This is a genomic window from Caulobacter sp. Root343 (assembly GCF_001425745.1).
Taxonomy (GTDB): Bacteria; Pseudomonadota; Alphaproteobacteria; order Caulobacterales; family Caulobacteraceae; genus Caulobacter.
Genome location: NZ_LMDF01000008.1, coordinates 1 through 25,946, shown reverse-complemented (window position 1 = coordinate 25,946; position 25,946 = coordinate 1). Strand labels below are relative to the sequence as shown.

The 25,946-nt window shown below is 68.6% G+C and carries 26 protein-coding genes and 1 pseudogene; 14 read left to right on the top strand and 13 right to left on the bottom strand.

Annotation, left to right across the window (positions count from 1 at the left end; translation table 11 throughout):
- Positions 1–40: 40 nt before the first annotated feature.
- The 4 genes from ASC70_RS18490 to ASC70_RS18475 all read left to right on the top strand — a co-directional run bounded on the left by ASC70_RS18490 (position 41) and on the right by ASC70_RS18475 (position 4,420).
- Positions 41–1,000: a magnesium transporter CorA family protein gene (locus ASC70_RS18490; protein WP_047406375.1), complete on the top strand. Its 960-nt coding sequence runs from the start codon at positions 41–43 to the stop codon at positions 998–1,000.
- A gap of 13 nt (positions 1,001–1,013) precedes the next feature.
- Entirely contained in the window at positions 1,014–1,571 is a 558-nt protein-coding gene (locus ASC70_RS18485; RefSeq protein ID WP_056052994.1) for a putative glycolipid-binding domain-containing protein, read from the top strand.
- A 106-nt stretch (positions 1,572–1,677) separates the two neighbouring features.
- Positions 1,678–2,916, top strand: a complete 1,239-nt coding sequence (locus ASC70_RS18480; RefSeq protein WP_056052992.1) for a pentapeptide repeat-containing protein — start codon at positions 1,678–1,680, stop codon at positions 2,914–2,916.
- 76 nt (positions 2,917–2,992) lie between these two features.
- Positions 2,993–4,420 (top strand): alpha/beta hydrolase, encoded by a 1,428-nt coding sequence (locus ASC70_RS18475; protein WP_056052986.1) that lies wholly within the window; start codon positions 2,993–2,995, stop codon positions 4,418–4,420.
- A 19-nt stretch (positions 4,421–4,439) separates the two neighbouring features.
- On the opposite strand, the gene ASC70_RS18470 is transcribed toward ASC70_RS18475, so the two are convergent.
- Positions 4,440–5,300, bottom strand: coding sequence for a DMT family transporter (locus ASC70_RS18470; protein WP_056052982.1), 861 nt, complete (start codon positions 5,298–5,300; stop codon positions 4,440–4,442).
- A 113-nt stretch (positions 5,301–5,413) separates the two neighbouring features.
- On the opposite strand from ASC70_RS18470, the gene ASC70_RS18465 reads away from it, so the two are divergent.
- Positions 5,414–6,820, top strand: a complete 1,407-nt coding sequence (locus tag ASC70_RS18465; protein ID WP_056052979.1) for a PLP-dependent aminotransferase family protein — start codon at positions 5,414–5,416, stop codon at positions 6,818–6,820.
- Here ASC70_RS18465 and ASC70_RS18460 read toward each other — a convergent pair whose 3' ends face one another.
- Positions 6,821–7,681, bottom strand: coding sequence for a crotonase/enoyl-CoA hydratase family protein (locus ASC70_RS18460; protein WP_056052976.1), 861 nt, complete (start codon positions 7,679–7,681; stop codon positions 6,821–6,823). It lies immediately after the preceding gene.
- Between the two features lie 100 nt (positions 7,682–7,781).
- On the opposite strand from ASC70_RS18460, the gene ASC70_RS18455 reads away from it, so the two are divergent.
- Positions 7,782–8,588, top strand: coding sequence for an SH3 domain-containing protein (locus ASC70_RS18455; protein ID WP_056052973.1), 807 nt, complete (start codon positions 7,782–7,784; stop codon positions 8,586–8,588).
- A gap of 139 nt (positions 8,589–8,727) precedes the next feature.
- Here ASC70_RS18455 and ASC70_RS18450 read toward each other — a convergent pair whose 3' ends face one another.
- A complete protein-coding gene (locus ASC70_RS18450; RefSeq protein ID WP_056052970.1) occupies positions 8,728–9,162 on the bottom strand; it encodes a DUF488 family protein in 435 nt (144 codons plus the stop codon).
- Between the two features lie 86 nt (positions 9,163–9,248).
- On the opposite strand from ASC70_RS18450, the gene ASC70_RS18445 reads away from it, so the two are divergent.
- On the top strand, positions 9,249–10,139 hold the full coding sequence (locus tag ASC70_RS18445) for an alpha/beta fold hydrolase (RefSeq protein WP_056052967.1): 891 nt from the start codon (positions 9,249–9,251) through the stop codon (positions 10,137–10,139).
- A 106-nt stretch (positions 10,140–10,245) separates the two neighbouring features.
- Here the strand turns inward: ASC70_RS18445 and ASC70_RS18440 are convergent, their stop codons facing one another.
- From ASC70_RS18440 to ASC70_RS18410, 7 genes are all read right to left on the bottom strand, one after another.
- Positions 10,246–11,193, bottom strand: coding sequence for a thioesterase family protein (locus tag ASC70_RS18440; RefSeq protein WP_056052964.1), 948 nt, complete (start codon positions 11,191–11,193; stop codon positions 10,246–10,248).
- A 60-nt stretch (positions 11,194–11,253) separates the two neighbouring features.
- Entirely contained in the window at positions 11,254–11,457 is a 204-nt protein-coding gene (locus ASC70_RS18435; protein WP_047406343.1) for a hypothetical protein, read from the bottom strand.
- Between the two features lie 46 nt (positions 11,458–11,503).
- Entirely contained in the window at positions 11,504–11,992 is a 489-nt protein-coding gene (locus tag ASC70_RS18430) for a Fur family transcriptional regulator (RefSeq protein WP_082539550.1), read from the bottom strand.
- Positions 11,993–12,035: 43 nt separating this feature from the next.
- Positions 12,036–12,824 carry a phosphatase PAP2 family protein gene (locus tag ASC70_RS18425; RefSeq protein ID WP_056052958.1) on the bottom strand — a complete coding sequence of 263 codons (789 nt, stop codon included), beginning with the start codon at positions 12,822–12,824 and terminating at the stop codon, positions 12,036–12,038.
- 60 nt (positions 12,825–12,884) lie between these two features.
- The gene (locus tag ASC70_RS18420) at positions 12,885–13,937 is read right to left on the bottom strand and encodes a deoxyhypusine synthase (RefSeq protein ID WP_047406334.1); all 1,053 of its coding nucleotides are present in this window, start codon (positions 13,935–13,937) and stop codon (positions 12,885–12,887) included.
- 107 nt (positions 13,938–14,044) lie between these two features.
- Complete coding sequence (locus ASC70_RS18415; protein ID WP_056052954.1) at positions 14,045–15,808, bottom strand: 6-pyruvoyl-tetrahydropterin synthase-related protein; 1,764 nt, start codon at positions 15,806–15,808, stop codon at positions 14,045–14,047.
- 138 nt (positions 15,809–15,946) lie between these two features.
- Complete coding sequence (locus ASC70_RS18410) at positions 15,947–17,218, bottom strand: type III PLP-dependent enzyme (protein WP_056052952.1); 1,272 nt, start codon at positions 17,216–17,218, stop codon at positions 15,947–15,949.
- A gap of 235 nt (positions 17,219–17,453) precedes the next feature.
- On the opposite strand from ASC70_RS18410, the gene phnC reads away from it, so the two are divergent.
- The 6 genes from phnC (at position 17,454) to ASC70_RS18380 (ending at position 24,325) form a co-directional block, all read left to right on the top strand.
- Entirely contained in the window at positions 17,454–18,248 is a 795-nt protein-coding gene (gene phnC / locus ASC70_RS18405; protein ID WP_056052948.1) for a phosphonate ABC transporter ATP-binding protein, read from the top strand.
- Positions 18,245–19,291 carry a phosphate/phosphite/phosphonate ABC transporter substrate-binding protein gene (gene phnD / locus ASC70_RS18400; protein ID WP_056052945.1) on the top strand — a complete coding sequence of 349 codons (1,047 nt, stop codon included), beginning with the start codon at positions 18,245–18,247 and terminating at the stop codon, positions 19,289–19,291. The genes phnC and phnD overlap by 4 nt, the downstream gene beginning before the upstream one ends.
- Before the next feature lie 8 nt (positions 19,292–19,299).
- Positions 19,300–20,130 (top strand): phosphonate ABC transporter, permease protein PhnE, encoded by an 831-nt coding sequence (phnE, locus tag ASC70_RS18395; RefSeq protein ID WP_056052942.1) that lies wholly within the window; start codon positions 19,300–19,302, stop codon positions 20,128–20,130.
- A gap of 357 nt (positions 20,131–20,487) precedes the next feature.
- The gene (locus ASC70_RS18390) at positions 20,488–21,747 is read left to right on the top strand and encodes an OprO/OprP family phosphate-selective porin (RefSeq protein ID WP_056052940.1); all 1,260 of its coding nucleotides are present in this window, start codon (positions 20,488–20,490) and stop codon (positions 21,745–21,747) included.
- A gap of 86 nt (positions 21,748–21,833) precedes the next feature.
- Positions 21,834–22,877, top strand: a complete 1,044-nt coding sequence (locus ASC70_RS18385; RefSeq protein WP_056052937.1) for a substrate-binding domain-containing protein — start codon at positions 21,834–21,836, stop codon at positions 22,875–22,877.
- Positions 22,878–23,014: 137 nt separating this feature from the next.
- On the top strand, positions 23,015–24,325 hold the full coding sequence (locus ASC70_RS18380) for a hemolysin family protein (RefSeq protein WP_056052934.1): 1,311 nt from the start codon (positions 23,015–23,017) through the stop codon (positions 24,323–24,325).
- Between the two features lie 18 nt (positions 24,326–24,343).
- On the opposite strand, the gene ASC70_RS18375 is transcribed toward ASC70_RS18380, so the two are convergent.
- The 3 genes from ASC70_RS18375 to ASC70_RS18365 are packed head-to-tail and all read right to left on the bottom strand — an operon-like array spanning position 24,344 to position 25,607.
- Complete coding sequence (locus ASC70_RS18375) at positions 24,344–24,754, bottom strand: hypothetical protein (RefSeq protein WP_056052931.1); 411 nt, start codon at positions 24,752–24,754, stop codon at positions 24,344–24,346.
- Positions 24,751–25,260, bottom strand: coding sequence for an SRPBCC domain-containing protein (locus ASC70_RS18370; RefSeq protein WP_056052927.1), 510 nt, complete (start codon positions 25,258–25,260; stop codon positions 24,751–24,753). Before ASC70_RS18370 ends, ASC70_RS18375 begins: the two co-directional genes overlap by 4 nt.
- Positions 25,257–25,607: a helix-turn-helix transcriptional regulator gene (locus ASC70_RS18365; protein ID WP_056052923.1), complete on the bottom strand. Its 351-nt coding sequence runs from the start codon at positions 25,605–25,607 to the stop codon at positions 25,257–25,259. The genes ASC70_RS18370 and ASC70_RS18365 overlap by 4 nt, the downstream gene beginning before the upstream one ends.
- Positions 25,608–25,687: 80 nt before the next feature.
- On the opposite strand from ASC70_RS18365, the pseudogene ASC70_RS26025 reads away from it, so the two are divergent.
- A pseudogene (locus ASC70_RS26025) lies at positions 25,688–25,779 on the top strand (hypothetical protein); the annotation flags it as partial.
- Positions 25,780–25,946: the final 167 nt, after the last annotated feature.

Sequence of the window (25,946 nt, the reverse complement as noted above, 5' to 3'; positions counted from 1 at the left end):
GCTTGGGCCGGGGCACACCCGGCCTTAGCGAGGGTGATCGATGCTGCGAATTCTCCGCCACGGCGCGCCAGGTTTCGAAGCCGGCGGACTGTCGCCTGACTGGCGCGTGCCGGACGACGCCGTCTGGATCGAGCTGGTCGACCCCACCCGCGCCGAGGAAGTCTCCGTCGAGCAGTCGATCGGCCTGCTGCTGCCCACCCGCGAGGAGATGGCCGAGATCGAGGCGTCCTCGCGCCTCTACCAGGAAGACGGCGGCACGTTCATGACCGCCACGGTGCTGGTCAACGCCGACGGCGACCTGCCGACCGCCGCCCCCGTCACCTTCGTGCTCGCCGGCGCGCGCCTCGTCACCATCCGCTATGTCGAGCCGCGCGCCTTCTCGGTGTTCGCCGCCCAGGCCGAGCGCCAGCCCAGCCTGTGTCCCAACGGCCTGCAGACCTTCCTGGGCTTGCTGGACGCCATCGTCGACCGCACCGCCGACATCCTCGAGCGCACCGCCGCCGAGGTCGAGGTGCAGTCGCGGGCCATCTTCAGCCGCCCGCGCGGCGCGGCGTTCGAACAGATCCTCAACAAGCTGGGCCGCTCGCAGAACGTCAATTCAAAGGCCCGCGACAGCCTGGTCAGCCTGGCTCGCCTGCTCAGCTTCGCCGCTTTGGCCGACCAGTTCGACGGTGAGAAGGAACTGCGCGACCACCTGAAGTCGCTGCAGCGCGACGTCCAGTCGATCACCGACCATTCCAGCTACCTGGCCGGCAACGTCACCTTCCTGCTCGACGCGGCCCTGGGCCTGATCAACATCGAGCAGAACTCGATCTTCAAGGTGTTCTCGATCTTCTCGGTGATGTTCCTGCCGCCGACTCTGATCGCGGGGATCTACGGCATGAACTTCGAGCACATGCCCGAACTGCGCTGGATGGAAGGCTATCCGATGGCGATCGGCCTGATGATCCTGGCCTTCTTCGGCCCGTTGCTGTGGTTCCGGCGCAAGGGCTGGCTGTAGAAACGGAGAGCGCATGCCGACATCCGTCCTCTTCTGGCGACGGACCGATATCGAGGGTCTGGAACGTCTGGAATTGTCGATCGGTCCGGACGCGGTCGAGGCGGTCTCGACCGTGCTGTGCCTCGAGGACGGCGGCTTCCGTCTCGATCATCGCTGGCGTCTGACCCCCGACTGGCGCGCCCTGTCGGTCGAAGTGGAGCGCTGGAACGCCACGAGCCACGGCCGGCTGACGCTGGAAAGGACCGGTTCGGGCTGGGCCGTCGACGGCGTTGCGCGCCCCGACCTCGACGGAGCCGAAGAGCCGGATCTGTCGGTCACGCCCTTCTGCAACACCTTCCCGATCCGACGCACGCCCGAGGCGCCGGGGCGCGGCCAGCCGCTCGACACCGCCTTCATCGACGGGCCGGCCCTGACGGTCGCCCACTCGCGCCAACGCTACGATCGCCAGGGGCCCGGCCGCCTGCGCTATGTCGACCTGGGCCTGTCGGCGGGGTTCGAGGCCGATCTGGTCGTCGACGGGCAGGGGCTGGTGCTGCGCTACGAGCACCTGTTCGAGCGTGTGAGCGGTTAGACCCGCGACTTTCTGTCGCGGACTGAACGATTGCTTAAAGCTGATGTGACACGGTGAGCGCTGTTTCCGCTTCACCCGCGTACCAGCCCGAGCGCTCTCCGATCGCATGCCCGCCGCCGCCGAGTCTTCACGACCGAGCCTGATCCGGACCCTGCACGCCTCCGTGGTGCGCCAGGCGGTGGAGGCCCATGCGCGGTACCTGAAAGGTCTGCCGGCCGGACGCCGGGCGGTGCTGCAGTACGTCAACCTGAACAATTACGAGCTGGACGGCGTCGACCTCTCGGAGGCCGACCTGACCGGCGCCCTGCTGGGCGGGGCCTCGCTGCGCGGCGCCAAGCTGGCGCGGGCCACACTCTATGGGACCGACTTGCGCGACTCCGACCTGCGCGACGCCGACCTGTCGCGCTGCGACATGCGCGGCGCCTGCCTGCGCGGGGCCAATCTGGGCGGGGCGAACCTGGCCAATTGCGATCTGCGCGAGGGCGTCACGGCCGTGCAGGACGACGAAAAGGGCCTGCGGATCCTCGAACATTCCAAGCGGCCGGGCGAGCTGGACTACGCCATGCTGCAGGGGGCCAACCTGAAGGGCGCCCAGATGTCCGGCGCCTTCGCGCGGCAGGCCGATTTCACCGACGCCGACCTCTCGAACGTCACCCTGCAGGGCGCCCGGCTGACCAACGCCCGGATGGACGGCGCCAATCTGTCCGGCGCCAACCTGCACAACGCCGAGATGGCCAATGTCTCGCTGCGCCGGGCGGTGATGGTGGGCGTCGACGTCAGCGGGGCCGACTTGACCGACGCCGACCTGACCGAGGTGCTGCGTGCCCCGAAGCCGATCATCTATGTCGACGACCAGCCCCTCAATGAGGTGCTGGAGGCTCACGAGCTGTTCTGCGAGACCGACGGTCGCGACGGCAAGGTCGGTGACCTGTCCGACGTCGACTTCCGCCCGCTCAAGCGCCTGAGGAACCGTCGCCTCAGCGGCCTGATCGCCCCCAAGGCCGTGTTCTTCGGCATGGACCTGGAGGGCGTGCAGCTGCAGGGCGCCAACCTCTCGGGCGCGGACCTGCGCGGGGCCAAGCTGAAGGGCGCGGACCTGCGGGGCGCGCGCCTGGTCGACGCCCAATTGGCCCGCGCCGACCTCTCGGGCGCCAAGCTGGGCCCGCTGAAGATCGCCGAAGACCGGGTCATCCGCACCGACCTGACCCGCGCCGTGCTGCGCGGGGCCAATCTCAGGGGCGTCAGCGCCCCTCGCGCCCGGTTCATCGAAGCCGACCTGGTCCGCGCCAGGCTGGACGGCGCCGACCTGACCGGGGCGGAAATGCCGGCGAACCTCGCCCCCTGAACACTCCTTCCCGGACGGAAGCCTTGCGGTGCGCATTAACCTTGGTGTTGATGCGCGAAAGCCGCTGGAGTCTTCGATGTCGCGTTTGTCCTGGATCGCCGCCGCCGTCGGCGCGCTGAGCCTGTCCGCTCTGGGCGGCGCGACGCACGCGGCCGCGCCGCGATTCAAGCCCGCGGCCTGCGTCGGCGACTACAAGGGCGTCGACCTGAAGGTCGAATGCGGAAACCTGATCGTCGACGAGAGCCGAGGCGACCCGAAGAGCCGCAGGATCAAGGTGGCCGTGGCGATCGTGCGGGCCGCCGCGCCCAAGGCCGGTCTGCCGCCGGTGGTCTATCTGCATGGCGGACCTGGCGGTTCGGCGCTGGGCGGCCTGCCTCGGATGCTGAAGAGCAAGGCCTCGCGCGAGTTCGTCGCCGTCGACCAGGATTGGATCTTCCTCGACCAGCGCGGCGGCGGCCAGTCGGACCCCAACCTGGACTGCCCGGGCGCGAACCTGACCGACGCCGGGCCGCCGTCCGAGCAGGACAAGGCCGGCATCGTCGCCTGCCTGAAGGCCTTCCAGGCCAAGGGCGTGAACCTGTCGCGCTACAACGCCGTCGAGGTGGCCCGGGACGTCCAGGACCTGCGCGCGGTGCTGAAGCTGCCGCTGATCGACCTGTTCGGCGGCTCGTACGGCACGCGGATCGAGGCGGCGATCCAGACCCACGCGCCGCAAGGCGTTCGCGCGGTGGTCCAAGACTCGCCCTGGCCGCCCGAGGCCGACTGGACGGTCGGCGGCCCGGCCATGGTCTCCAGCTCGATCGACATCGTCATGGCCAAGTGCGCGGTCGTGGCCGAATGCGCCCGCCGCTATCCGGACCTGAAGGCCAAGCTGGCGGTGGTCGCCGAGCGTTGGCTGGCGGGTCCCCAGACCCTCAACGGCAAGACCTACACGGCCGACGACCTGGGCGGCTATCTGATGGACGCCAGCTACTTCACCGCCGGCGTACTGCCGCGCGACCTGTGGAAGATCATCCAGGGCGACGTCGCGCCGGTGGAGGCGTTCGTCGAGAGCCGCGACTATTACAGCGAGGGCCAGTTCATGACCCACCTGTGCAAGGAGGAGATCCCGTTCGAAAAACGAGCGGATGTCGCCAAGGGCACGGAGGCCGATCCGGTGGCTCGGCTGATGGTGGCCTCGATGCAGCGGATCCACGACGTCTGCGCCGGCGTCGACGTCGGCCCGATCTCCAAGGTCGAGCAGCAGCCGGTGAGGACCGCCGTCCCGACCCTGTTCCTGGCCGCCGAGATCGACCCCGGCTGCCCGCCGGAACTGACCCGCGCCGCCGCCAAGGGCTATCAGGGCTCGCAAGTCGTCATCGTCACCAACGCCACCCACGGGGTCAGCCGCAATAGCCCGTGCGCGCGCAAGATGATCCGGAGCTTCTTCCAGGACCCGACCAAGCCGGTGGACCGCAGCTGTCTGCCGGCGGCGGACACGCCGATGAGCTTCACCTACGAGTAGGGCTGGCGAGTAGGCCGGGTCAGGCGTAGCGCCGCGCGCCGGCCACGCACAGCACGACCAGGCCCGTGACCGCGACCATGGTCCAGGCGATCGGCTCGTGCAGCAGCAGGCCGGCCAGCAGCAGGCCCAGGAACGGTTGCAGCAGCTGCAACTGGCCGACGCTGGCGATGCCGCCCAGCGCCAGGCCCCGGTACCAGAACACGAATCCGATCAGCATGCTGAACACCGAGACATAGGCCAGGCCCGCCCAGGCCGGCGCGCCGATGTCGTCCCAGCGCGCCGGCAGGGTCGCCACGGCCAACGCCGCCATGGCGGGGAGCGCCAGCACCAGGGCCCACGAGATCACCTGCCAGCCGCCCAGCCGCCGCGACAGCTTCGCCCCCTCGGCATAGCCCAGGCCGCACAGGACGACGGCGGCGACCATCAGCAGGTCGCCTTTCAGCGAGGCCTCCGCGCTGCGGGAGAGGGCGAAGCCCGCCACGGCCGCCGCGCCGATGACCGAGAATAGCCAGAAGGCGGGGCGGGGCCGCTCGCCGCCACGCAGAACGCCGAACAGGGCGGTCGCCAGCGGCAGCAGGCCGATGAAGACGATCGAGTGGGCCGCGGTGACGTGCTTCAGCGCCAGCGCCGTCAGCAGCGGGAAACCGATCACCACCCCTAGCGCCACGACGGCGAGAGCGAGAAGGTCGCCGCGTTCCGGCCGCTTCTGACGCAAGCCCCACAGCAGGGCCGCGCCGAGCATGGCCGCGATCACCGCCCGCGCCGAGGTCAGGAACAGGGGCGTGAAGCCCTCCACGGCCAGGCGCGTGGCCGGCAGCGACCCGCTGAAGATCACCACGCCCAGCATCCCGCTGCCCCAGCCGTCCGTATTACGCTGCATCGTTCCTCGCTTGTCCGAGGGTTCTCCCTAGGCCAAGCCGACTGGCCAAGGCAGGGACGGTGCAATACAATTTCACCGAACTGTATTGATCAAAAAGGCCACACAGCTTGACGATGCTCGACGCCAAGGACGAGGCCGACACCCGCACCGGCCGGGTGATGGACGCCATCCGCCGCAAGCTGGCGGGCCGGGTCCTGACGGCGGGCGAGCGGCTGCCGTCGATCCGAGGCTTCGCGGCGACGATGGGCGTCTCGCCCTCGACCGTCGTCGAGGCCTATGACCGCCTGACCGCCGAGGGCCTGATCCGCGCGCGGCCGGGATCAGGCTTCTACGTCGCCGGCGCGGTCCCGCCGTTCGCCCTGGCCCAGGCTGAGCCCCGGCGAGACCGAGCGATCGATCCGCTGTGGGTGTCGCGCCAGTCGCTGGACGCCGACGAGGCCATGCTCAAGCCCGGCTGCGGCTGGCTGCCCGCCGACTGGATGCCCAACGACTCTATCCGGCGCGGTTTGCGCGGACTGGCGCGGCGCGAGGATCCGCTGCTGGCCGACTATGGCCCGACGCAGGGCTCGCCGTCCCTGCGCCGCCTGCTGGCCCGCCAACTAGCCGAAGCGGGGATCGACGCCGGTCCGGACCAGATCCTGATGACCGCCTCGGCCACCCAGGCCATCGACCTGGTCTGCCGCTACCTGCTGCAGCCGGGCGACACGGTGCTGGTCGACGATCCCTGCTACTTCAACTTCCTGGCCATGCTGCGCGCCCACCGCGCCAAGGTCGTCAGCGTGCCCTATACCCCCGCGGGGCCGGACCTGGCGCGGTTCTCCGAAGCGCTCGAGACCCATCGGCCGCGCCTCTACATCACCAATTCGGCGCTGCAGAACCCGACCGGGGCCACCCTGTCGCCGCAGGTCGCTCACCGGCTGCTCAGCATCGCGGCCGCCCACGACCTGACGATCGTCGAGGACGACATCTTCGCCGATTTCGAGCAGGAGCCCTCGCCCAGGCTGGCGGCGCTGGACGGCCTGGCCCGCGTCATCCGGATCGGCAGCTTCTCCAAGACCCTGTCGGCCTCGTTCCGATGCGGCTATGTCGCCGCCAGGCCCGACTGGATAGAGGACCTGGCCGATCTGCAGGTGGCCACGGGCTTCGGCGGGCCCAGCCCGTTGGCCGCCGAGCTGGTGCGTGGCGTCCTCAGCGACGGCAGCTATCGCAAGCACCTGGCCGGCCTGCGCGGACGCCTGGCCAAGGCGCGGCGCGAGGTCGCCACGCGGCTGGGGTCGCTGGGCGTGCGGCCATGGCTGGAACCACGCGGCGGCTTCTATCTTTGGAGCCGGCTGCCCGACGGCCTCGACGCGGCGAAGGTCGCCCAGGCGGCCTTGGGCGAGGGCTTGGTCCTGGCGCCGGGCGACGTGTTCAGCGCCGCCCGCTCGGCCTCGGATTTCATGCGGTTCAATGCGGCGCAGATGAGTGACCCGCGGGTGTTCGCCGGCCTGGCGCGGGCGTTGGACGCGGCGCGGACCTGACTACATCGTCTTCTTCAGCGGGAGCAGGTCCGGGAAGACCGCCTCGCGCTTCTGCGCCTTGGCCGTGAACGCCTCGGCCATATGCGGGCCGGAGAACATGCCGGTCTGCCAAGTGGCGATATAGTCCAGGCTGTCGGCGATGGAGTGGTCGCGGGCATAATTGATCATGAGCTTGCTGCCGGCGACGGCCAGGGGCGACTTTCCGGCGATCTCGCGGCCGGTGGCCAGGGCGTGTTCGACCAGGGCCTCGTGGGTGTCGAAGACCTCGTTGACCAGGCCGATCTCGCGGGCTCGCGCCGCCGGCAGCCGGCGTCCCGTATAGGCCAGCTCGCGCACCCAGCCCTCGGGGATCAGCTTGCACAGGCGCGGGAAGGTGCCGACGTCGGCGGTCATGCCGATATTGATCTCCTGGATCTGGAAGAAGGCGTCGGCGGTCGCGTAGCGGATGTCGCAGGCGCTGACGAAATCGACCGCCCCGCCGATGCAGCCGCCCTGGATGGCGACGATCACCGGCATGCGGGCCTTGTCCAGGCAGGAGAAGGTCTCCTGCAGGTGATGGACGAAGCGGCGGAAGCTCTCGGCGGCCACCCAGCGGTCGCCGGACTGGTCGGCCGTGACGCCCTCGCCGTCGGTGAACACCGAAAGATCCATGCCGGCGCTGAAGTGCTTGCCGGTCGAGGTGATGACGATGCAGCGGGCCAGGGCGTTGTCGTCAATATGTTTTACAATTGCGGGAAGCTCGTTCCAGAACGGCCGTGTCATGGTGTTCATGGCTTCGGGCCGCTTCAATTGGATGTGGGCGACGCCAGCTTCGATCTCGACCTTGAAACAGCTATAGTCCGTCTGATCGTGGTTGCTCATGCCGGCCTCCCCTGATGTCGATGTTCATTTCGTTGATCATCGACTATCGACCGGGCAGCTGACGGCGACAACATTGACCCGACGGAAGAGGATTTCCGACATGACCATCCGCAACACCCCCTCGAACAAGATCGGCGCCGCCGTGGCCATCGCCGCCGTGATGGGCTCCACCCTGGCCGCCACGCCGCTGCCGGCCCTGGCCCAGTCGAAAGGCTTGAGCGGCCTGTTCGGGTGCGAAGGCTCGGGCAAGAAGCAGGAAGGCGGCGCCTTGCTCGGCGCGGCCGCCGGCGCCCTGCTCGGCAACAAGGTCTCCAAGAACAACAAGACCCTCGGCACCCTGGTCGGCGCGGCCGCCGGCGCGGCGGCGGGCGGCTATATCGGCTGCCGCATGCAATCGACCGACGCGGCCCTGGCCGAACAGGCGACCAAGAAGGCCCTGGAGACGGGTGTCGCCCAGACCTGGACCAACAGCCGCACCGGCAATTCGGGCCGCATCAACGTGGTGTCGTCCAGCTACGGCCCGCCGATCGACGGCCGCAACATCCGCTACGCCTCGGGCGTCCAGAGCCTGCCCAGCTTCGAGGCCGCCGGCGGCGCCTATGTCGCCAATTCGACCGCCAACCTGCGCGCCGGTCCGTCGACCAAGGCCAAGGTGGTCGGCAAGGTGGCCTCGGGTGAGAGCTTCGACGCCCTGGGCGTCGCGCCGACGGGCGGCTGGGTGCTGGTGGGCCGCAACGGCCTGGGCGTCGGCTATGCCGCCGCCTCGCTGGTGCGCCCCTACGGCCAGACGGTCGCCAGCTGCCGCGTGATCGACGCCTCGGTCGCCGGCGGCGGCCAGGGCGCGTCCAGCCAGCGCTACAGCGCCTGCAAGGACGAACGCGGCGAGTGGCAAGTGACCCAGGCGTAGGACGGCGTTCCTTCCGCCCCCTCCGGGGGCGGACCACCGCGCGACGCGCGGTCAGGTGGGGGCAAGTGCGGTGAGTGATCCGATACTTGCCCCCTCCGGACCTTCGGTCCTCCTCCCCCGGAGGGGGAAGAAGGAGGCCCTACAGATCCACCACCTCGCACTTCAGCCGCTCGCGGATCCGCTGGGCGACGATCTGGCGGTGGCAGCAGTTGGGGTCGTCCTCGTAGCAGAGCAGGGCGATCCGCTTCTGGCCCGCTAGTTCGATGGCTTGGGCCAGGGCCAGCTGGGCCTCCGGTTCTTCAAGATGGGCGTTGAAGATCTGGCGCATCTCGTCGGTGCGCCCGGCCCGCGCGGCGTCCCGCCCCGCCTTGGGCGTGCCCAGCGGCCGCAGGTGCAGATAGTCGATGCCCTCGGCCTTCAGGCTGTTTCCCAGCAGGGTCTTGGAGAAGCCGGCCTTGCGCGAGCTGGCCACGGCGCGGACGTCGACCACCAGCTCGACGTCGGCGGCCTTCAGCCGGTTGATCATGCCGCCCTGCGTGTCGGTCTCGTAGCCGATGGTGGCGAGCTTGTTCATCCCCGTCTCTTTCATCTAGAGGCTCCATGGACGTCGGGTCGTGGCGAGCTTACCTTAGACGCCAGCCGACAACAGGAGCCACGCCGATGGACGCGGCCGTCTTTCGCGAACCCCGCAAGCGCGCCCTGGCGGTGACCGGCGGGGAGATCGCGACCCTGGAGTTCGGCCCGACGGACCGGCCGATCGACGTCGTCTTCGTCCACGCCAACGGCTTCAACGCCCAGACCTATCGCGTGCTGCTGTCGCCGCTGGCGGCGGGCCTGCGCATCCTGGCCATCGACCAGCGCGGTCATGGCCAGACGACCCTGCCCGCCGAGCCCGATGGACGCCGCTCGTGGCGCGACCTGCGCGACGACCTGATCGGCTTGCTGGACGCTCTCGACGGCCCGCCCGTGGTGCTGGCCGGCCATTCGATGGGCGGCACGGTCAGCCTGCTGGCCGCCGCCGAGCGTCCCGACCGGGTGAAGGGCCTCGTCCTGCTCGACCCGGTGATCATGCCGTGGCTGGCCACCCTCTACGCCAAGGCGCCGTGGAGCTCGGGCCGGCTGTGGCGGCGCATGCCGATCGTCCAGTCGGCCCTGCGCCGACGGGCGGTGTTCGACAGCCGCGAGGCGGTGTTCAACGGCTACAAGGGCCGGGGCGCCTTCAAGACCTGGCCCGAGACCATGCTGGCCGACTATGTGGCCGGCGGCTTCGTCGAGCGGGCGGACGGCAAGGTCGAACTGGCCTGCGCTCCGGCCTGGGAAGCCTCCAACTACGCCGCCCAGGGCCATGATCCGTGGCGCGCGGTGCGCCAGGTCCAGGCGCCGATGCTAATCCTGAAGGCGCAGATGCACTCCACCTGCCGGGCCGGCGACAGCTTCGCGCGGCGGGGCAAGGCCGTGCGGATCGAGACGATCGCCGGGACCAGCCACTTCCTGCCGATGGAGCGGCCGGACCTGGTGCGGGATGCGCTGTTCGACATGGCGACGCAATAGGAGCTGTCATCCCGGCCGCAGCGTAGCGGAGAGCCGGGACCGCCGGAAACTCAGAGCCTGCTGCGGTCCCGGCTCAGCGCGCTTCGCGCTTGGCCGGGATGACAACTTATAAGGACAACCCCTCCACCTCATGCTTGCCCAGCGCCGTGCGCGCCGCGTCGCTGACGGGCACGACCTTGCGGGCGTCGAGGTCGAAGGTGACGGCCACGGCTTCGGAGGTTCCCCAGGCCTGGCCGGTGGCGGGATCAAGCATCCAGTGCGCGACCCGCATGGTGCGGGCGTCCGTTCCGATCAGGCCCGAGCGGATCTCCACCCGGTCGCCCGCCCCGGGCCAGGCGAGGTAGGCGATGCGGTATTCCAGGACCGCGCCGCCGGTGCGGGCTGGTCTCGGCTCGGCGTGCTCGACCACGATGTCGCGGAACGGGTGGATGAACGCGCCGATGCCGTCGGAGACCCGGCCGATGAACTGCTCGGCCCGCATCCGGCCGAACACGTCGCAGTCGGACGGCAGCAGGCCGCCCAGGCCGATGCGGGTCAGGCCCAGCTGGTCGGCGCGCGGCAGGCTGGCGGTCGGCGTGAACGGGGCCAGCGCGATGCTGCGCGAGCGCGCCTGCTCGGGAACCTCGACCTTCAGAGCCTCGGCGCGCTCGCGGGCGATCCCGGGCCAGGGAAACACCTGACCGTCGCGCGGGGTGGCGTGGACCACGGTGGTCTGGAAGGTCGCCGCCAGCTCGCCCGTGCTGGAGTGGACCAGCAGCTGCAGCAGCCGCGCCTCGCTGTCGCCGATCTCGATCACCCCGCCCAGCATGTGCAGCGGCGCGCCGGCGTGGGCCTCGCGCAGGAAGCGGACGTGGTGCTCCTTCACCAGCAGGGTGGCGTTGGCGTAGGGCGAGAAGGCGTGCGGCAGGCCAAGCTCGGCGGCCAGGCCCACCAGGCCCTCCATGGCGCGCACGAGGTAGTGGCGCACGTTCATGTGCCCCATCTCGTCGCAGTCCCAAGTGTTGACCCCGCCGCGCCAGATCTCGACGCCAGGGAGCGGCTCTAAGGTCGTCATGGCGTCTCTCGAACGAGCTGGAACGGTCGTTCGAGTCTAGCGGGCTTCGCGCGAGCTTGGCTAGCGCTTGCCTTCGGCGGGGTCGCCGGCTGGGCCCTTGAAGCTATCGCCGATGGCTTCGGCGTCGGGGCCGTCCGGCCCGGCGCGCTTGCGCGACTCCTCGCCCGTCTTCTGGACGCTGTCCTTGCCGCCCAGGGCGGTGAACTCGCCCAGCGGCTCGGCCTCGTTCTTTTCGCGGCCCTTGGTGTTGGGTTGTTCAGCCATGCTTGGTCTCCTCGATCGACGAGAAGACAACCAAGGGCGCGGCGGCCTAGTTCCGGCAGTCGGCGCAGAGACCGTGGGCTTCGATGGTCACGGCGGTCAGGGCGTAGCCGGCCGCGGCGCCGGCGGCGATGATCTCGGCGCTGGCCTTGGGCTCGATCTCGCGGGTCGCGCCGCAGCAGTCGCAGATCAGGAAGGCGGCGGCGTGGCCGTCGGCCTCCTTGCGGCAGGCGACATAGGCGTTGAGGCTCTCGATCCGGTGGGCGAAGCCCTGCTTTTCCAGGAAGTCGAGGGCGCGATAGACGGTCGGCGGCTTGGCCGGCGGGCCCTCGCCGCCGAAGGTCGAGATCAGGTCATAGGCCTTCACCGGCTGGCCGGCGCCCAGCAGCAGCTCCAGCACCCGACGGCGCGGCGCGGTCAGGCGCTGGTCGGCGGCGGCGCAGCGGGCCTCGGCGGCGTCGAGTTCGGCTGCGAGCGCGTCGCCGGCGACGCCGTGATTGTGATGATCGTGTCCGCAGGCGGAACCGGTATGGGCCATGGCCAAGAGGTAGAGGGCCGCGCCCGTGTGCGCAACCTCGCGCCTAGAGCAGCGGCGCGCCGATCAGGTTGGCCTCGGCCGTGCAGCGGGCCGGCTCCGGCGCGGTCCCCGTGGCCTGGGCCTTGGCGCGGGCCGCGTCCAGTTCGGCCCGCACCGCCGCCAGGTCGGCCTTGAACGCCTCCGAGCTCCACAGGGCGGCGAACAGGTTCTCGGCGTTCTTTCGCCCGGCTTCCACCGAGCTGGCGTTGTGGACGCCGCAGACGATGCGGCTTTCGCCATAGCCGCGGGCGCGGGCCAGGATCGCCTCGGCGCGATCGGGCGCGGCCTCGGCCAGCAGCAGGCCCACCGACCACCCCCAGGTCGAATGGCCGGACGGATAGTCGGGCGACAGCGCCAGGCTCAGGCCGCGCTTCACGCAGATCGGACCGTCCGCCGAGAGGTAGGGCCGGGGCCGGCGGTGCGCGAGCTTCGGCCCGGCCACCGCCGAGCGGACGTCGTGGCTCATCCGCAGCAGCATGGCGGCCAGCTTCGGATTGCTCTCCCGGGTCGGGACGAAGCCCAGGGCGCAGCCATAGCTTTCGAGGATGTGCTCCTTGTCGGTGTCGGCCCGGGCCAGCGTCCAACGCGGCGTGTCCTTCAGCGCGCGGGTGGCCAGGAAGATCTGGCGATCCTTTTCGGCCTCGGGCGAGCCCTTGGCGGGCGGCGGCGGCAGGTGGTCGCGCGCGTCGAACGCGCCCTTGGCCAGGTAACGCTCGGCGGGCGCATCGCCGCTCAAGGTGGCGCAGCCGGTCAAGGCCAGGACAGCGACGGCGGCCAACCACGAAACGCGCATGAAAAAGGGCCCCCGGAGAAACTCCGGGGACCCTGCATTTTCAAAAGGAGTCGATCAAGCTTACTTGCCGAACAGCTTGTTCCAGCGCGGCTTCTCGCGGCCTTCCCAAGCCTTGCGCCAGTAGGCGTCGGAGGCGATCAGCGGGACGACCGTGGTGGCTTCGGCGAAGACCATCTGTTCGTAGGTGGTGTTCACCTTGCCCCACGAGGCGGCTTCCTTCAGCGTCGAGCTGCTGCAGGCGCCGTCGCGGACGTCGGCCACGGTGATCTGGACCGCGTACTTGTGCATGTCGGCCTCGACGCCGAGGATCTCGGCGCAGACGACGGTGTCCTGGGCGAAGTTCTTGGGCACGCCGCCGCCGACCATGAACAGGCCCGTGGTGCCGGCCGCGATCTTGATATCGGTCAGTTCGCGGAAGTCCGCGACCGCGTCGATCATCAGATAGGGCTGCTTGGCCGCGATCCGTTCCTTCTGGTGCTTGACCAGGCCGAAGCCGGCCGAGCTGTCGACGAAGGCCGGGCAGAAGATCGGCACGCCTTCTTCATAGGCGGTCTGGATCAGCGAGCCAGGCTTCTTGGCGTTGCCTTCCGACAGCCACTTGCCCATCTCCCAGATGAACTCGCGCGAGGAATAGGCGCGCGGCTCCAGGCGGTTGCAGATCTCCAGGATCGTGTGGTCGCAGTTCTGGAGCTCTTCCTCGTCGATATAGGTGTCGTAGATGCGGTCGATGTAGTTGTCGCGCAGCACGTTGTCGTCGACCGGGCCGGCGGCCTGGTAGTGCTTGAAGCCCAGGGCCTCGAAGAAATCCATGTCGACGATCGAGGCGCCGGTGGCGACCACGGCGTCGATCATGCCGTTCTTCACCATGTCGCGGTACACGTGCATGCAGCCGCCGGCCGAGGTCGAGCCGGCCAGGATCAGCCAGGGCGAGCAGCTCTTGTCTTCCAGCGCCATGTTGAAGATGTCGGCGGCGCGGGCGGTGTCGCGGCTCGAGAACGACATCTTGCGCATCGAGTCGATGATCGGGCGGGCGTCGAACGACGTGATGTCGATGTGCTCGACGACGTTCTGCAGCAGCTCGGCTTTGGTGTTGTTCGGAACGGGAGCGTTCATGACAGAGGATCCTCTGAAGGTGAGCGCCCGTCGTGACCCCTAAGCACGCCGGGACGGAGCGACCGGCGAGGGGATTAAGGGGGCGCTATATAGAGTCTTTGCGACGATTATCGAGTCCTGATGCGCATAAACGCTCGGAACGACGCGAGGAGCCCGCGCGCGTTCAGGCGGCGGTAGAGTGACAGTCCCAGCCAAGCCGCGATCAGCGCCAGCGCCGACAGAGTGAGGGTGTCGCAGGCGATCTCCAGCGGCGAGCGGATGATCCGCGCACGGTAGGTATGCGAGCCAGGCTCGGCGACGAAGGACAGCAGGCCGTCCGGCAGGGACAGCTCGGCTTTCACCGCCGGGTCCCGGCCCTTCTCGACACGTTCGATCCGCCAGGTCGGGAAGTAGTACTTGCGCAGCACGATCCGGGCAGGGTGGACGGCCTCGACGGCGATGGCGACGCTGCCGTCCGGGAAGACGTTGGCGGCGGTCACCTTCGCGCCGCCGGTTTGGGCGCCGTCGTCCTGGACGCCGGCCAGCGGCATCTTGGCGAAGCCCGTCATGCAGTACGGGTCGACCACATAGCGCGGCCCCCCGGCGAAGTCGGCCGGCAGATGCTCCATGGGCGCGAAGTGACAGGCGATTTGCCGCGCCAATTCGGGCATGGCCGGGTCGCCTGGCTGCAGCAGGTGGAAGCCGATCGCGTCCTTTTGCATTGAGAAGCCGCGCGACAGCGGCAAGGCGGCGGCGACCAGCAGCACGGCCAGCGCCAGCCGCCGGCCGTGGGCGGCGGCCAGGATGATGGCCGTGACGGCCGCGAACTCCATGCCCAGGAGCAGACGATACGGAAACTGGACCTTGCCCAGGAACTGACCCGTGAAGCCGTGCCAGGGCCAGGGCAGGGCGTACAGCGTGAAGGCCACGAGCACGCCCACGCTCCAGGCCAGGGCCTCGCGCCGCGGCGAGGAAAGCGCGCGGCCGGCGATGGCGACGAGGGCCGCCAGCGCCGCCCCGGCCATCCCGTAGGCCAGCCAGGCCATCGAGGTCGAGAACGGCTTCTGCGGCCAGCGGCCCGGGGTCATCAGAGCCCAATTATAGGGATCGGCATCGTTGCCCCACATGACCCGCAACAGCGCCAGCTTCTGCATCAGCAGAGCCGGTCCCAGGTAGCTGGCGGCCACGGCCAGGCCCAGCGCGACACCAGCGGCGCAGCGCAACAGCGTGTCCCGACGCTGCGCCTTGGGCGTGTCCAGCAGCAGGTGGACCGCATAGGCCGGCATCACCGTGACGCAGACCAGCATGCCGATCAGCAGGTGGGACATGATCAGGGCGGCCAGCGACAAGGCCATGCCGGGAATCCAGGCCCAGGATCGCGCCGCGCGTTCCAGGCACAGGGCCAGCAGCGGCAGGGTCATGTAGGCGGCGGTCTCGCCGATCGAGCCGCGGACATAGACGCCGAGCAGATGGTAGGGCGCGGCGACATAGACCAGCGCGCCGACCAGCGCCCAGGCGTCGCCGACCCGCGATCGCAGCCAGGCGAACATGGCCACGCCCGATCCGAGCACCATCAGATAATTGGCCCAGGCCAGGATCATCGCGTGGTCGATCGTTCCGAACGCATAGCGGACGAAGGCGGCCACGTAGAAGGCCAGGGGCGGATAGAAGTAGAACGACGACGCGCCCATGCCGTCCCAGGCGCCGTGCAGCCAGCGCGGCGGGAAGTGTCCCTGAGCCAGGGTGTTGTCGAATTCCAGGATCCAGGCGGCGTTGTAGCCGTAGCTGTGGGTGAAGCCAGCCCCATGGCCCAGGTCGTGGCGCAGCAGACAGAAGCTCTGGAAGGCCAGGACCAGCAGAACGACCGACCACCGAAGCGATATCCTGGACATTTAGCCACTCAACTCCCGGCTACGGATCGAAGGCTCGACCGTTTGTCGTGTGCGGATGGATTTGTCCAGTGACGCTCGGCCAAGCCACGCCTGAAAAAGGCGGGGCCGAAACCCCGCCTTCGTCAGATCAGTCGTTGGTCAGCGACGGCGCTTGCGCTTGCCGGCCGCGCCTTTTGGACGCGAGAAGCGGACGATCTTGCGCTCTTCGTTCTCCTGGCGGACCGCCGGGATCGAGCGCTTGGCCAGGCCGTACATCGAGGCCATCGGAGCGTCCTGCACTTCCACGGTGTCGGTCTCGCCGAAGCCGTTGAAGCGCGTCGACATGGCCACGCCATAGGCGCCCAGCATGCCGATCTCGATGTAGTCGCCCTCGTCGACGCTTTCCGGCAGGTAGAACGGGCCGGGCATGTGGTCGACGCTGTCGCAGGTCGGGCCATAGAAGCGGAAGGGCTTGAGGCCCTCTTCCACCACTTCGCCGTCAACGGGGCCGTTCTTGCGGTACATCTTGACCGGGAAGGGCCACTTCATGTGCGCGGCGTCGAACAGCGAGCCGTACGACCCGTCGTTCAGATACAGCGCGTCGCCCTTCTTCAGCTCGACCTTGACCAGCAGCGACGAGGCCTCGGCCACCAGGGCGCGGCCCGGCTCGCACCAGAGCTCGGTCGTCTCGTGGACCATCATCTCGGCGAAGCCGCGGTCGATGGCCGCCAGATATTCGGAGAGGTCCGGCGGGACCATGCCCGGATAGATCGACGGGAAGCCGCCGCCGACGTCGACGACATCGGCCAGCACGCCGGCGCGGACCAGGGCGCGCGAGGCCTGGGCCATCGCGGCTTGGTACGCCGTCGGACGCATGCACTGGCTGCCGACGTGGAAGCTGACGCCCATCAGGTCCTGGGTGGCGCGCCGGGCGGCCAGCAGCAAGGCGGGGGCGTTGTGGCTCTCGACCCCGAACTTGCCCGACAGGCTGTAGGCCGCGCCCTCGGCCTGCACGCCCATGCGGACGATCAGGTTGAGGTCCTTGGCCTGGCCGGTGGCGTCCAGGATCTTGGCCAGCTCTTCGTGGGTGTCGAACGAGAAGGTCTTCACGCCGTGGTCGAAATAGGCGGCCGAGATCGCCGCCCGGCTCTTGACCGGGTGCATGAACGCCATTCGCGAGCCCGGGGCCTCCTGGGCCACGAGTTCGATCTCGTTCAGCGACGCGACGTCGAAGGACCGCACGCCGGCTTGCGCCAGTTCACGGATCACCCACGGCGAAGGATTGGCCTTCACCGCATAGAAGACGTCGCCTTTAAATTCAGACTGGAACCAGCGCGCAGCTACGGAAACCGCGTCAGGCCGCACGAGTGCGACGGGACGTTCCGGTGACCGCTCACGGACCAGGTCCAGGGGCATGTGGTACGTGCGCAATTCACGTAACCCCCTGTTGGAAGCTAAACCCAGGCCGGCGTTAGCAGCGTTGAGGACTTCGGGTCCGCCGGAGCCGTGCGAAATAGGGGCATTGGACGGGGATGTAAAGCGTCTTTTGCGGCCCCGTTTTGCGACCAATTGATCTACCCGCTGTCACAAATCCATTGCGTACCTTCACCAAACCAGTGAACGCACTTCCCAAGCCATGAAACCACGTTAAGGATTCGCCCCGACCATGACGTCGGACCCTGTTCTCTCGATCCGCGCCGCCTCGAAGACCTTCGGGTCGCGCCGCGCGCTGGACACCGTCTCCCTCGACGTCGCGCGGGGCGAGATGATCGCGCTCATCGGGCCTTCGGGCTCCGGGAAATCCACGCTTCTGCGCTCCATCGACGGCCTGCAGACGATCGACGAGGGAGCCGGCGTGATCACCGCCTTTGGCGGCCCCGTACAGGCCAAGGGCAAGGTCTCCGACCAGGTCCGCAAGGCGCGCATCCGCATCGGCTTCATCGCCCAGCAGTTCAACCTGGTCGGCCGGCTGTCGCTGTTCAGCAACGTCGCGCTCGGTTCGCTGGGCCGGATCCCGTTCGCGCGAGGCCTGTTCGGGGCCTGGCCGAAGGAGACGCGCGAGGCGGCCATGGCGGCCCTGGCTCGCGTCGGCGTGGCCGACTACGCCGCCCAGCGCGCCAACACCCTGTCGGGCGGCCAGCAGCAGCGTGGCGCCATCGCTCGCGCCCTGGTCCAGAAGGCCAAGATCATCCTCGCCGACGAGCCGGTCGCCTCGCTCGACCCCGTCTCGGCGCGCAAGGTCATGGAGATCCTGCGCGATCTCAACAAGACAGACGGCCTGACCGTCGTCGTCACCCTGCACCAGGTGGACTACGCCCTGCGCTACTGCGACCGGGTCGTGGCCCTGAAGGCCGGCCAGAAGGTCTATGACGGCCCGGCCTCGGCTCTGAAGCGCGAACAACTCATCGATATCTACGGCCCGGAATTCGAGGACGTATTCTGGGAAGGAGCTCCCCAATGATCAGCCGTCGTTCGGCTCTCGTCATCGCCGCCCGTTTGTCGGCTTTGGGCTTGTCGGCCCTGGCCCTGGCCTCGTGCGGCAAGGCGCCCTCGACGCCGGCCGCCAAGGACACGATCGTGTTCTCGATCCTGTCGACCGAGTCGGCCCAGAACATGGAGGGCTATTGGAAGCCCATCCTGGCCGACATGGAAAAGCAGACCGGCCTGAAGGTGAAGCCGTTCTTCTCGTCCAACTATTCGTCGCTGATCGTGGCCATGGGGGCCAAGCAGACCGACCTGGGCTGGTTCTCGAACCAGTCGGGCCTGGAGGCCGTACGCCGTTCGGGCGGCGAGGTCTTCGCCCGCACGTTCGACCCGTCCGGCACCGACGGCTACAAGTCGGTGATCATCGTCCCGGCCGACAGCAAGCTGACCCTGGAAGGCCTGCTGAAGTGCGACAAGACCCTGAACTTCGGCATCGGCGACAAGAAGTCGACCTCCGGCACCCTGGCCCCGATGACCTACGTCTTCATCCCGGCCGGCAAGAAGCCCGAGAACTGCTTCAAGACCGTGCTCAGCGCCAGCCATGACGCCAACCTGGCGGCGGTGGCCAATCACAAGCTGGACGCCTCGACCAACAACACCACGGCCCTGCGCCTGAATGCGGCGCGCGCGGACAACAAGACCGCCAAGGTCAAGGTGATCTGGGAATCGCCGACCCTGCCGGAAGACCCGATCGTCTGGCGCAAGGACCTCGACCCGGCCATCAAGGAAAAGCTGCGCCAGTTCTTCCTGACCTACGGCCAGGGCGACACGCCCGAGGCGGCCACCCAGCGCGCCAACCTGGCCAAGCTATCGATGGGCGGCTTCAAGCCCGCCGACGACAGCCACCTGCTGGTGGTGCGCGAGATGGAAGCGCTGGAGACCCTGGGCCTGGCCAAGGAGACCGGCGACCAGGCCAAGATCGCCGCCGCCCAGAAGGCTCTCGACGGCATCAAGGCCGAACGCCTCGCCGCCGAGGGCAAGGCCGGCCTCGTGCCGCCCGCCACGCCCGCCGCCAACTGAGGCGCTTCATGAGCGAGACCCTTCCGGCGCCGCCCTCACTGGCTCCACCCAAGCGCTCGACCACGGCGCTGGCCTTCGACGCCCTGATCTGGGGCGGCGTGGCCATGCTGCTGATCGTCAGCTTCAAGCCGGCCGAGATCGACAAGTTCCCGCAACTGTTCAGCGAAGCGGGACGGATGCGGGAGTTCGCGGAAGGCTTCTTCTCGCCGTTCACCGATCCCAAGGCGTTCATGGCCGCCGACTGGGCGCTCTACATCGGCAAGATGTGGCAGACGATCCAGATGGCCCTGTGGGGCACGGCCCTGGCCATTATCGTCGCCATTCCGCTGGGCCTGCTGGGCGCGCGCAACATCACGCCGTTCTGGATCCAGCAGCCGGTGCGCCGGGTGCTGGACCTGATCCGCTCGATCCCAGACCTGGTCGTGGCGCTGATCTTCATCACCGCCGTGGGCCTGGGCCCGTTCGCCGGCGTCATGGCCCTGATGTTCAACACCGGCGGCGTGCTGGCCAAGCTGTTCGCCGAGGCGGTCGAGTCGATCGACAAGGGGCCCGTCGAGGGCGTGCGCGCCACCGGCGCGGGTAAATTGCAGGAAGTGGTCTGGGGCGTGATCCCGCAGGTCGCCCCGCTGTGGACCAGCTACGCGCTCTACCGCTTCGAATCGTCGAGCCGCTCGGCCACCGTGCTGGGCCTGATCGGGGCCGGCGGGGTCGGCCAGGTGCTGCTCGATTCCGTCAACGCGTTCCAATACGACCAGACCGGCTGCATCGTCCTGGTCATCGTGGTCGCCGTGTCGCTGATCGACCTGCTGTCGCAGATCATCCGCACACGCCTGCTGTAAGAACCTGTCATCCCGGCCAAGCGCGTAGCGCGCCGAGCCGGGACCGCCGGAAGCTCCGAGCCTGTTGCGGTCCCGGCTCTTCGCTGCGCTACGGCCGGGATGACAGTTTGTGTCGGCCCGGGGGGAGGCGTTCTCGTTTTTCCACGCACGCACCGTTCGTGAACGGATATTTCGCGGCCCGCCCTCGCGGCGCCTTGTTGCCGGAACGCCACAGCTTAACACCTTGAAAACGCTTGTCATCGGGCCGTCACAAATCGGTGGCGGAACCGTCACGCCCCCCCGTTAAGCCCGCCATCAACCTGATCCCGCTCACGACGGGCGAGAGGACAGGGGGCGCCTTTCAAGGGGATATCTGAAATGAGCACCAAGACCTCGCTAGTGGCCGGTTCGGCGCTGGGCGTCGCGCTCGCGCTCGGCCTGGGCGTCGCCGCCCAAGCCCAGGACATGAGCTACAAGTGGAGCGGCGCTCCGCAGTTCTCGAACGACGACGTGATGTTCAAGTTCCGGGGTCGGATCCTCGTGGACTACGTGAACCAGGACGTCAGCCGTGACGGCCCCGGCGGCGACTTCAAGACCAGCAACTGGCGCGGCCGCCAGGTGTTCCTGGGCGTCGAGGGCAAGCTGAACAACTACTTCGCCTACAAGGCCGAAGGCGGCTGGGTGAACGGCGGCGCGGCCTCGTGGGACGACGTGGTCATCGAGTACAAGCCCAACGAACAGGTCTCGCTGCTGGTCGGCAACATCAAGGCCGCCGGCCTGGAAAACCTGACCTCGACCCGCTTCATCACCTTCATGGACCGCGGTCCGTACGGTGACTTCGGCGTCGACAGCTATCTGGTCAGCGCCGTGGCCAAGTACCAGGGCTTCAACTACTCGGCGACGCTGGCCGTCCAGGGCAACAGCATCAACACCGCCGACGTCGCCAACGCCGGCGCCGACTCCAAGGAGCGCTTCGGCGTCACCGCCCGCGGCCACTGGGCCCCGGTCAACACCGACACCGACAAGCTGCACGTCGCCCTGTCGTACCGCTACCGCAACCGCGGCGACGAAGGCGCCTTCGCCTATACCGGCCGCACGAACACCGCCTACACCAACGGCACGACCTTCTACACCACCGGCGGCATCGGCAACCGCGACAAGACCCTGGCCGCCGAAGGCATGTACATCCACGGCCCGTTCTCGGTCCAAGGCGAGTATTCGAACATCGACATCACCCGCCTGGGCGGCGCGGCGGTCGGCGGCGACCCGAAGGTCAAGGTCGGCTACGCCTTCGTCAGCTTCTGGCCGACCGGCGAGATGCGCAACTACGACCCGGTCGCCGGCGAAGTGAAGCGTCCGAAGATCCTGAACCCGGTCACGGCCGGCGGCATGGGCGGCCTGGAGCTGGCCGTGCGCTACGACTACGCCGACCTGGGCGACGCCTACGACACCCTGAAGGTCAAGCCGGCCACCTCGCAGGCCGGCAAGTACACGGGCTGGACCCTGGGCGTGAACTACTACCCGACCTCGTACGTCCGCTTCCAGGCCAACTACACGGACGGCAAGTCCGACAACGTCGGCCTGAACCAGGACTACGACGTCAAGCAGTTCCAGCTGCGCGCCCAGCTCGACTTCTAAGTCACGCCGCTTAAGTCACACCGCTTTTGGGGCGGGCCGCTTCCGGCCCGCCCGCTCCCCAACATCCGTCTCCTCCGGAGTTCGTCATGAAGAAGCTTCTGTCCTGCGCGGCCGCCGCCGTCGCCCTGTCGGGCCTCGCCGCCGCCCCCGCCCACGCCGCCCGTGACTATGTCTGGGCCGCCGGCTCCTCGACCGTGTTCCCGTTCGCCACCCGCACCGCCGAAAACTTCGCCAAGAAGTCCGGCAAGAAGGCCCCGAAGGTCGAAAGCCTCGGCACCGGCGGCGGCATCAAGCTGTTCTGCTCGGGCACGGGCGAAGGCTTCCCCGACATCGCCAACGCCTCGCGTCCGATGAAGAAGGCCGAGTTCGACGCCTGCGCCGCCAAGGGCGTCAAGGACATCATCGCCATCAAGGTCGGCTTCGACGGCATCGTCATCGCCACCGACAAGGACGGCGCCGACTACAACTTCAAGACCGAGAACCTGTACATGGGTCTCTCGAAGACGGTCCTGAAGGGCGGCCAATTCATCGCCAACCCGAACAAGAACTGGGACGACGTGGCCGGCGGCCTGCCGGGCAACCGCATCCAGGTCTATGGCCCGCCGCCCACGTCGGGCACCCGCGACGCCTTCGTCGAACTGGCCATCGAGGCCGGCGCCCGCAAGTTCCCGACCCTGGACGCCATCCGCTCGGACAACGAGAAGAAGTTCAAGGGCCTGGTCGACCCGCTGCGCGGTGACGGCTGGATCGACGCCGGCGAGAACGACAACGCCATCGTCGGCACCCTGACCAAGACCCCGGGCTCGCTGGGCGTCTTCGGCTGGTCGTACCTCGAAGAGAACATGGACAAGATCAAGGGCGCGACCGTCAACGGCGTGCGTCCCTCGGCCCAGACCATCTCGGACGGCTCGTACCCGCTGTCGCGCACCCTCTTCATCTACGTGAAGAAGGCCAATATCGGCGTCACGCCGGGCCTGGAAGAGTTCCTGAAGGAGTTCACCTCGGACGCCGCGACCGGTCGTGGCGGCTATCTGCAGGGCCGCGGCCTGATCCCGCTGCCCCCCGGCCAGCACGAAGCCCAGAAGGGCGTCGTGAACAGCAAGACCACGATGGGCCGTCCGGCCGCCTAATCGGCGACCATCGATCCAAGAACGACGCCGCGGCTCTATGGGCCGCGGCGTTTTTCTTTGTATAGTGAACCCGCCGGGCCTCCCCACGCCCGCGCCGCGGTCGCCGTCCGGCGGCGTGTCTCCGACCCCCAAGGGCCATGATTCTCGTCGCGCTCGCCGTCGTCTTCCTCCTCGTTCTGCTGAACGGGGTCTTCTCCATGTCCGAACTGGCCGTCGTCTCGGCCCGCAAGGCGCGCCTGCAGGGCTTCGCCGACCGAGGCGACCGGGGCGCCAGGCTGGCCCTCGAGATGGCCGAGCACCCGACCCGGTTCCTGTCGGCCGTCCAGGTCGGCATCACCCTGATCGGCATCTTCGCCGGCGCCTACGGCCAGGCGACCATCGCGGGCGCCCTGGACAAGTGGCTGGAACGCTTCCCGCCGATCGCCAAATATTCGGAAGGCATCGCCACGACGATCGTGGTCATCGGCCTGACCTATGTCTCGGTGATCCTGGGCGAACTGGTGCCCAAGCGCCTGGCCCTGATCTTCCCGGACGTCATCGCCCGCCGCATGTCGCCGTTCCTGGCCGTGGTCGCCATGGTGCTGCGCCCGTTCGTGACCCTGCTGACCGTCTCGACCGCCGCGGTGCTGAAGCTGATGGGCGTGCGCGACGAGCGCGCCAACGGCGTCACCACCGAGGAGATGGAGGCGGTCCTGGCCGAGGGCGCCGACGCCGGCCTGATCGAGCCCGAGGAGCGCTCGATGATCCAGGAGGTGCTGCGCCTGGGCGACCGCCCCGTCCGCGTGGCCATGACCCCGCGCCGCGACCTGTTCTGGGTCTCGCTGGCCGACTCGCCCGAGACCGTGCTCAGCGAGATCCGCGCCAGCGCCCACTCGCGCATCCTGGTCGCCACCGAGGACGACCTCGACGGCGACATCGGCGTCGTCCTGAAGAAGGACCTGCTGGACGCCTGCCTGAGCAGCGAGCCGTTCGACCTGAAGGCCCATGTCCAGCAGCCGATCGCCATACCCGAAACCATGTCGCTGCTGAAGGCCCTGGGGGTCTTCAAGCTGACCAGCCTGCACATGGCCCTGGTCGTCGACGAGTTCGGCTCGCTGCAGGGCGCGATCACGCCGCTGGACCTGCTGGAGATGATCGCCGGCGACTTCCCCGAAGACCACGACGACGACGAAAAGCGCATCCTGCGCCGCGACGACGGCAGCTGGCTGATCGACGCCCGCCTCGACATCCAGGAATTGAACGATCACCTGGGCGAGAACTTCGTGGCCGACGGCGGCTACCACACCGTCGCCGGCCTGATCCTCGACCGCCTGGGCCGGATCCCGGTCGAGGGCGAACATGTCGAGATCGGCGCGTTCGACCTGGAGATCGTCGACATGGACGGTTCGCGGATCGACAAGGTGATCGTCAAGTCCGGCAAGCGGAGGAAGGGCGAGGCGGAGGGGTAGCAGAGCCAAAATCCCTCTCTATGAGAGAGGGGTCTCAATCCGCCCCCGCATCGCCAGCCGCGCGCCCAGCCAGACGCAGGGGATCGCCTCCAGCGGGATCGACAGGGCGTACCAGGCCGGACCCAGCTTGCCGCCGCCGACCATGTAGTAGGCGATGACGCCGCCCAGGCCCGCCGCCAGGCCGATGGCGGCCAGAATCCAGGCGTGGCGCATCGGCCGGTCCGGCGCCAGGCGGGCGGTGACATAGCCGCCGGCGACCGTGAACACCGCGCGATAGGCCGCGGCCAGGGTGAACAGCGGGTCCGACATGATCTCGGGCGGGGCGGGGAAGACGCCGGCGGCGTGCATGACCATGTCGGCCACCGTGGAGGTCACGGCGGTGACGACGAAACCCGCCGCCACCGCGCCGATGCTCTTCAGGCGGCTCACGACACGACCCCCTTGCCCTGGCCGGCCAGCAGGGCGTCCAGCTTGCGCATCTGGCTCTCGTGGCCGGCGCGGGCCCGCTCGGTCCAGGCGTCGTCGTGCATGGCGTCGAAGGTGATGGTCAGGGCCACCCCGCCGGCGGTCTCGCGAAGCTCGACCACGGTGGCGACGTCGTAGGGCTCCACGCCCGGCACGAAGTCGGTCAGGGTCTTGTAGGCCAGGCGGGTGGGGCCGGCGACCTCGGTATAGGTGACCGTGCACGGGGTGGAGAGCGGCATGCCCGACTGCTCCATGTACTTGACCATCTCCGGGGCCACGGCGGTCATCAAGTAGTTCAGCTCGCCGCCCGGACGCAGGTCCAGCGACGTGACGGTGACCTCGAAGCCCTCGGGGCCCCACCAGGATTCAATCCCGGCCTTGGTGGTCCACAGGGCCCAGGCCTCGTCCAGCGAGGCGGCGTAGGCGCGCTCGATCGAGAACTGGGCGCGAGATGCGGTGGCGGTGGTCATTCGGAATCCTCCGGGGTGGGGGCCTTGCCGGCCGCCCGGTTGCGTTCGAGGGCGGCGCCGAACCGGTCCAGCCGGGCCTCCCAGTGGCGGCGGTACTCGGCCACCCAGACTTCGAGTTGGTCGAAGGCCTCTTTCCGCAGGGAATAGAGCCGCTTCTGACCGTCGGGGCGCATCTGCACGATCCCGGCCTCCGTCAGGATGCGCAGGTGCCGCGAGACGCCGGACTGGTGGATGTCCATGCGCTCGACGATGTCGCCCACGGCGCACTCGCCGGACTTCATCGCTTCGACGATGCGAAACCGGGTCGGGTCGCCGAGCGCGTGGAAGAGGTTTATCTGCGTTTCCATACATATACATTTACATGCATATATATGGGTGTCAACCGGCCACCGCCGCGGGCCCCCACCTGACCACGCGTCGCGTGGTCGTCCGCCCCCGGAGGGGGCGGAAGGAGATTACCTTCTTCCCCCTCCGGGGGAGGAGCGCCGCAGGCGCGGAGGGGGCAAGTACGGGGATTGAAGCGCCTGTATCCCCGGCGTTCGCCAGATCGAACCCAGCGATTTCAGCGACTTCTCACTTTTACGCGCCTCTGAATGATCCGCGTTCAAAACCCCTGCACAATCATCGCTGTCCCCGTCGCAAGGGGAGGGCGCTTGGATCCGGCCCGAAGCGGCGATGGGGATAGG

Bases quoted from the DNA above. Each gene is read 5' to 3' on its own strand.
- ASC70_RS18450 (WP_056052970.1), bottom strand. From the start codon at position 9,162: ATGAACAAGCTCGCCACCATCGGCTACGAGACCGACACGCAGGGCGGC.
- phnC (WP_056052948.1), top strand. From the start codon at position 17,454: ATGACGTCGGACCCTGTTCTCTCGATCCGCGCCGCCTCGAAGACCTTC.
- ASC70_RS18370 (WP_056052927.1), bottom strand. From the start codon at position 25,260: ATGACCACCGCCACCGCATCTCGCGCCCAGTTCTCGATCGAGCGCGCC.
- ASC70_RS18365 (WP_056052923.1), bottom strand. From the start codon at position 25,607: ATGGAAACGCAGATAAACCTCTTCCACGCGCTCGGCGACCCGACCCGG.
- ASC70_RS18480 (WP_056052992.1), top strand. From the start codon at position 1,678: ATGCCCGCCGCCGCCGAGTCTTCACGACCGAGCCTGATCCGGACCCTG.
- ASC70_RS18435 (WP_047406343.1), bottom strand. From the start codon at position 11,457: ATGGCTGAACAACCCAACACCAAGGGCCGCGAAAAGAACGAGGCCGAG.
- ASC70_RS18415 (WP_056052954.1), bottom strand. From the start codon at position 15,808: ATGTCCAGGATATCGCTTCGGTGGTCGGTCGTTCTGCTGGTCCTGGCC.
- ASC70_RS18455 (WP_056052973.1), top strand. From the start codon at position 7,782: ATGACCATCCGCAACACCCCCTCGAACAAGATCGGCGCCGCCGTGGCC.
- ASC70_RS18425 (WP_056052958.1), bottom strand. From the start codon at position 12,824: ATGCGCGTTTCGTGGTTGGCCGCCGTCGCTGTCCTGGCCTTGACCGGC.
- phnE (WP_056052942.1), top strand. From the start codon at position 19,300: ATGAGCGAGACCCTTCCGGCGCCGCCCTCACTGGCTCCACCCAAGCGC.
- ASC70_RS18465 (WP_056052979.1), top strand. From the start codon at position 5,414: ATGCTCGACGCCAAGGACGAGGCCGACACCCGCACCGGCCGGGTGATG.
- ASC70_RS18380 (WP_056052934.1), top strand. From the start codon at position 23,015: ATGATTCTCGTCGCGCTCGCCGTCGTCTTCCTCCTCGTTCTGCTGAAC.
- ASC70_RS18430 (WP_082539550.1), bottom strand. From the start codon at position 11,992: ATGGCCCATACCGGTTCCGCCTGCGGACACGATCATCACAATCACGGC.
- ASC70_RS18460 (WP_056052976.1), bottom strand. From the start codon at position 7,681: ATGAGCAACCACGATCAGACGGACTATAGCTGTTTCAAGGTCGAGATC.
- ASC70_RS18445 (WP_056052967.1), top strand. From the start codon at position 9,249: ATGGACGCGGCCGTCTTTCGCGAACCCCGCAAGCGCGCCCTGGCGGTG.
- ASC70_RS18490 (WP_047406375.1), top strand. From the start codon at position 41: ATGCTGCGAATTCTCCGCCACGGCGCGCCAGGTTTCGAAGCCGGCGGA.
- phnD (WP_056052945.1), top strand. From the start codon at position 18,245: ATGATCAGCCGTCGTTCGGCTCTCGTCATCGCCGCCCGTTTGTCGGCT.
- ASC70_RS18485 (WP_056052994.1), top strand. From the start codon at position 1,014: ATGCCGACATCCGTCCTCTTCTGGCGACGGACCGATATCGAGGGTCTG.
- ASC70_RS18475 (WP_056052986.1), top strand. From the start codon at position 2,993: ATGTCGCGTTTGTCCTGGATCGCCGCCGCCGTCGGCGCGCTGAGCCTG.
- ASC70_RS18470 (WP_056052982.1), bottom strand. From the start codon at position 5,300: ATGCAGCGTAATACGGACGGCTGGGGCAGCGGGATGCTGGGCGTGGTG.
- ASC70_RS18440 (WP_056052964.1), bottom strand. From the start codon at position 11,193: ATGACGACCTTAGAGCCGCTCCCTGGCGTCGAGATCTGGCGCGGCGGG.
- ASC70_RS18420 (WP_047406334.1), bottom strand. From the start codon at position 13,937: ATGAACGCTCCCGTTCCGAACAACACCAAAGCCGAGCTGCTGCAGAAC.
- ASC70_RS18385 (WP_056052937.1), top strand. From the start codon at position 21,834: ATGAAGAAGCTTCTGTCCTGCGCGGCCGCCGCCGTCGCCCTGTCGGGC.
- ASC70_RS18390 (WP_056052940.1), top strand. From the start codon at position 20,488: ATGAGCACCAAGACCTCGCTAGTGGCCGGTTCGGCGCTGGGCGTCGCG.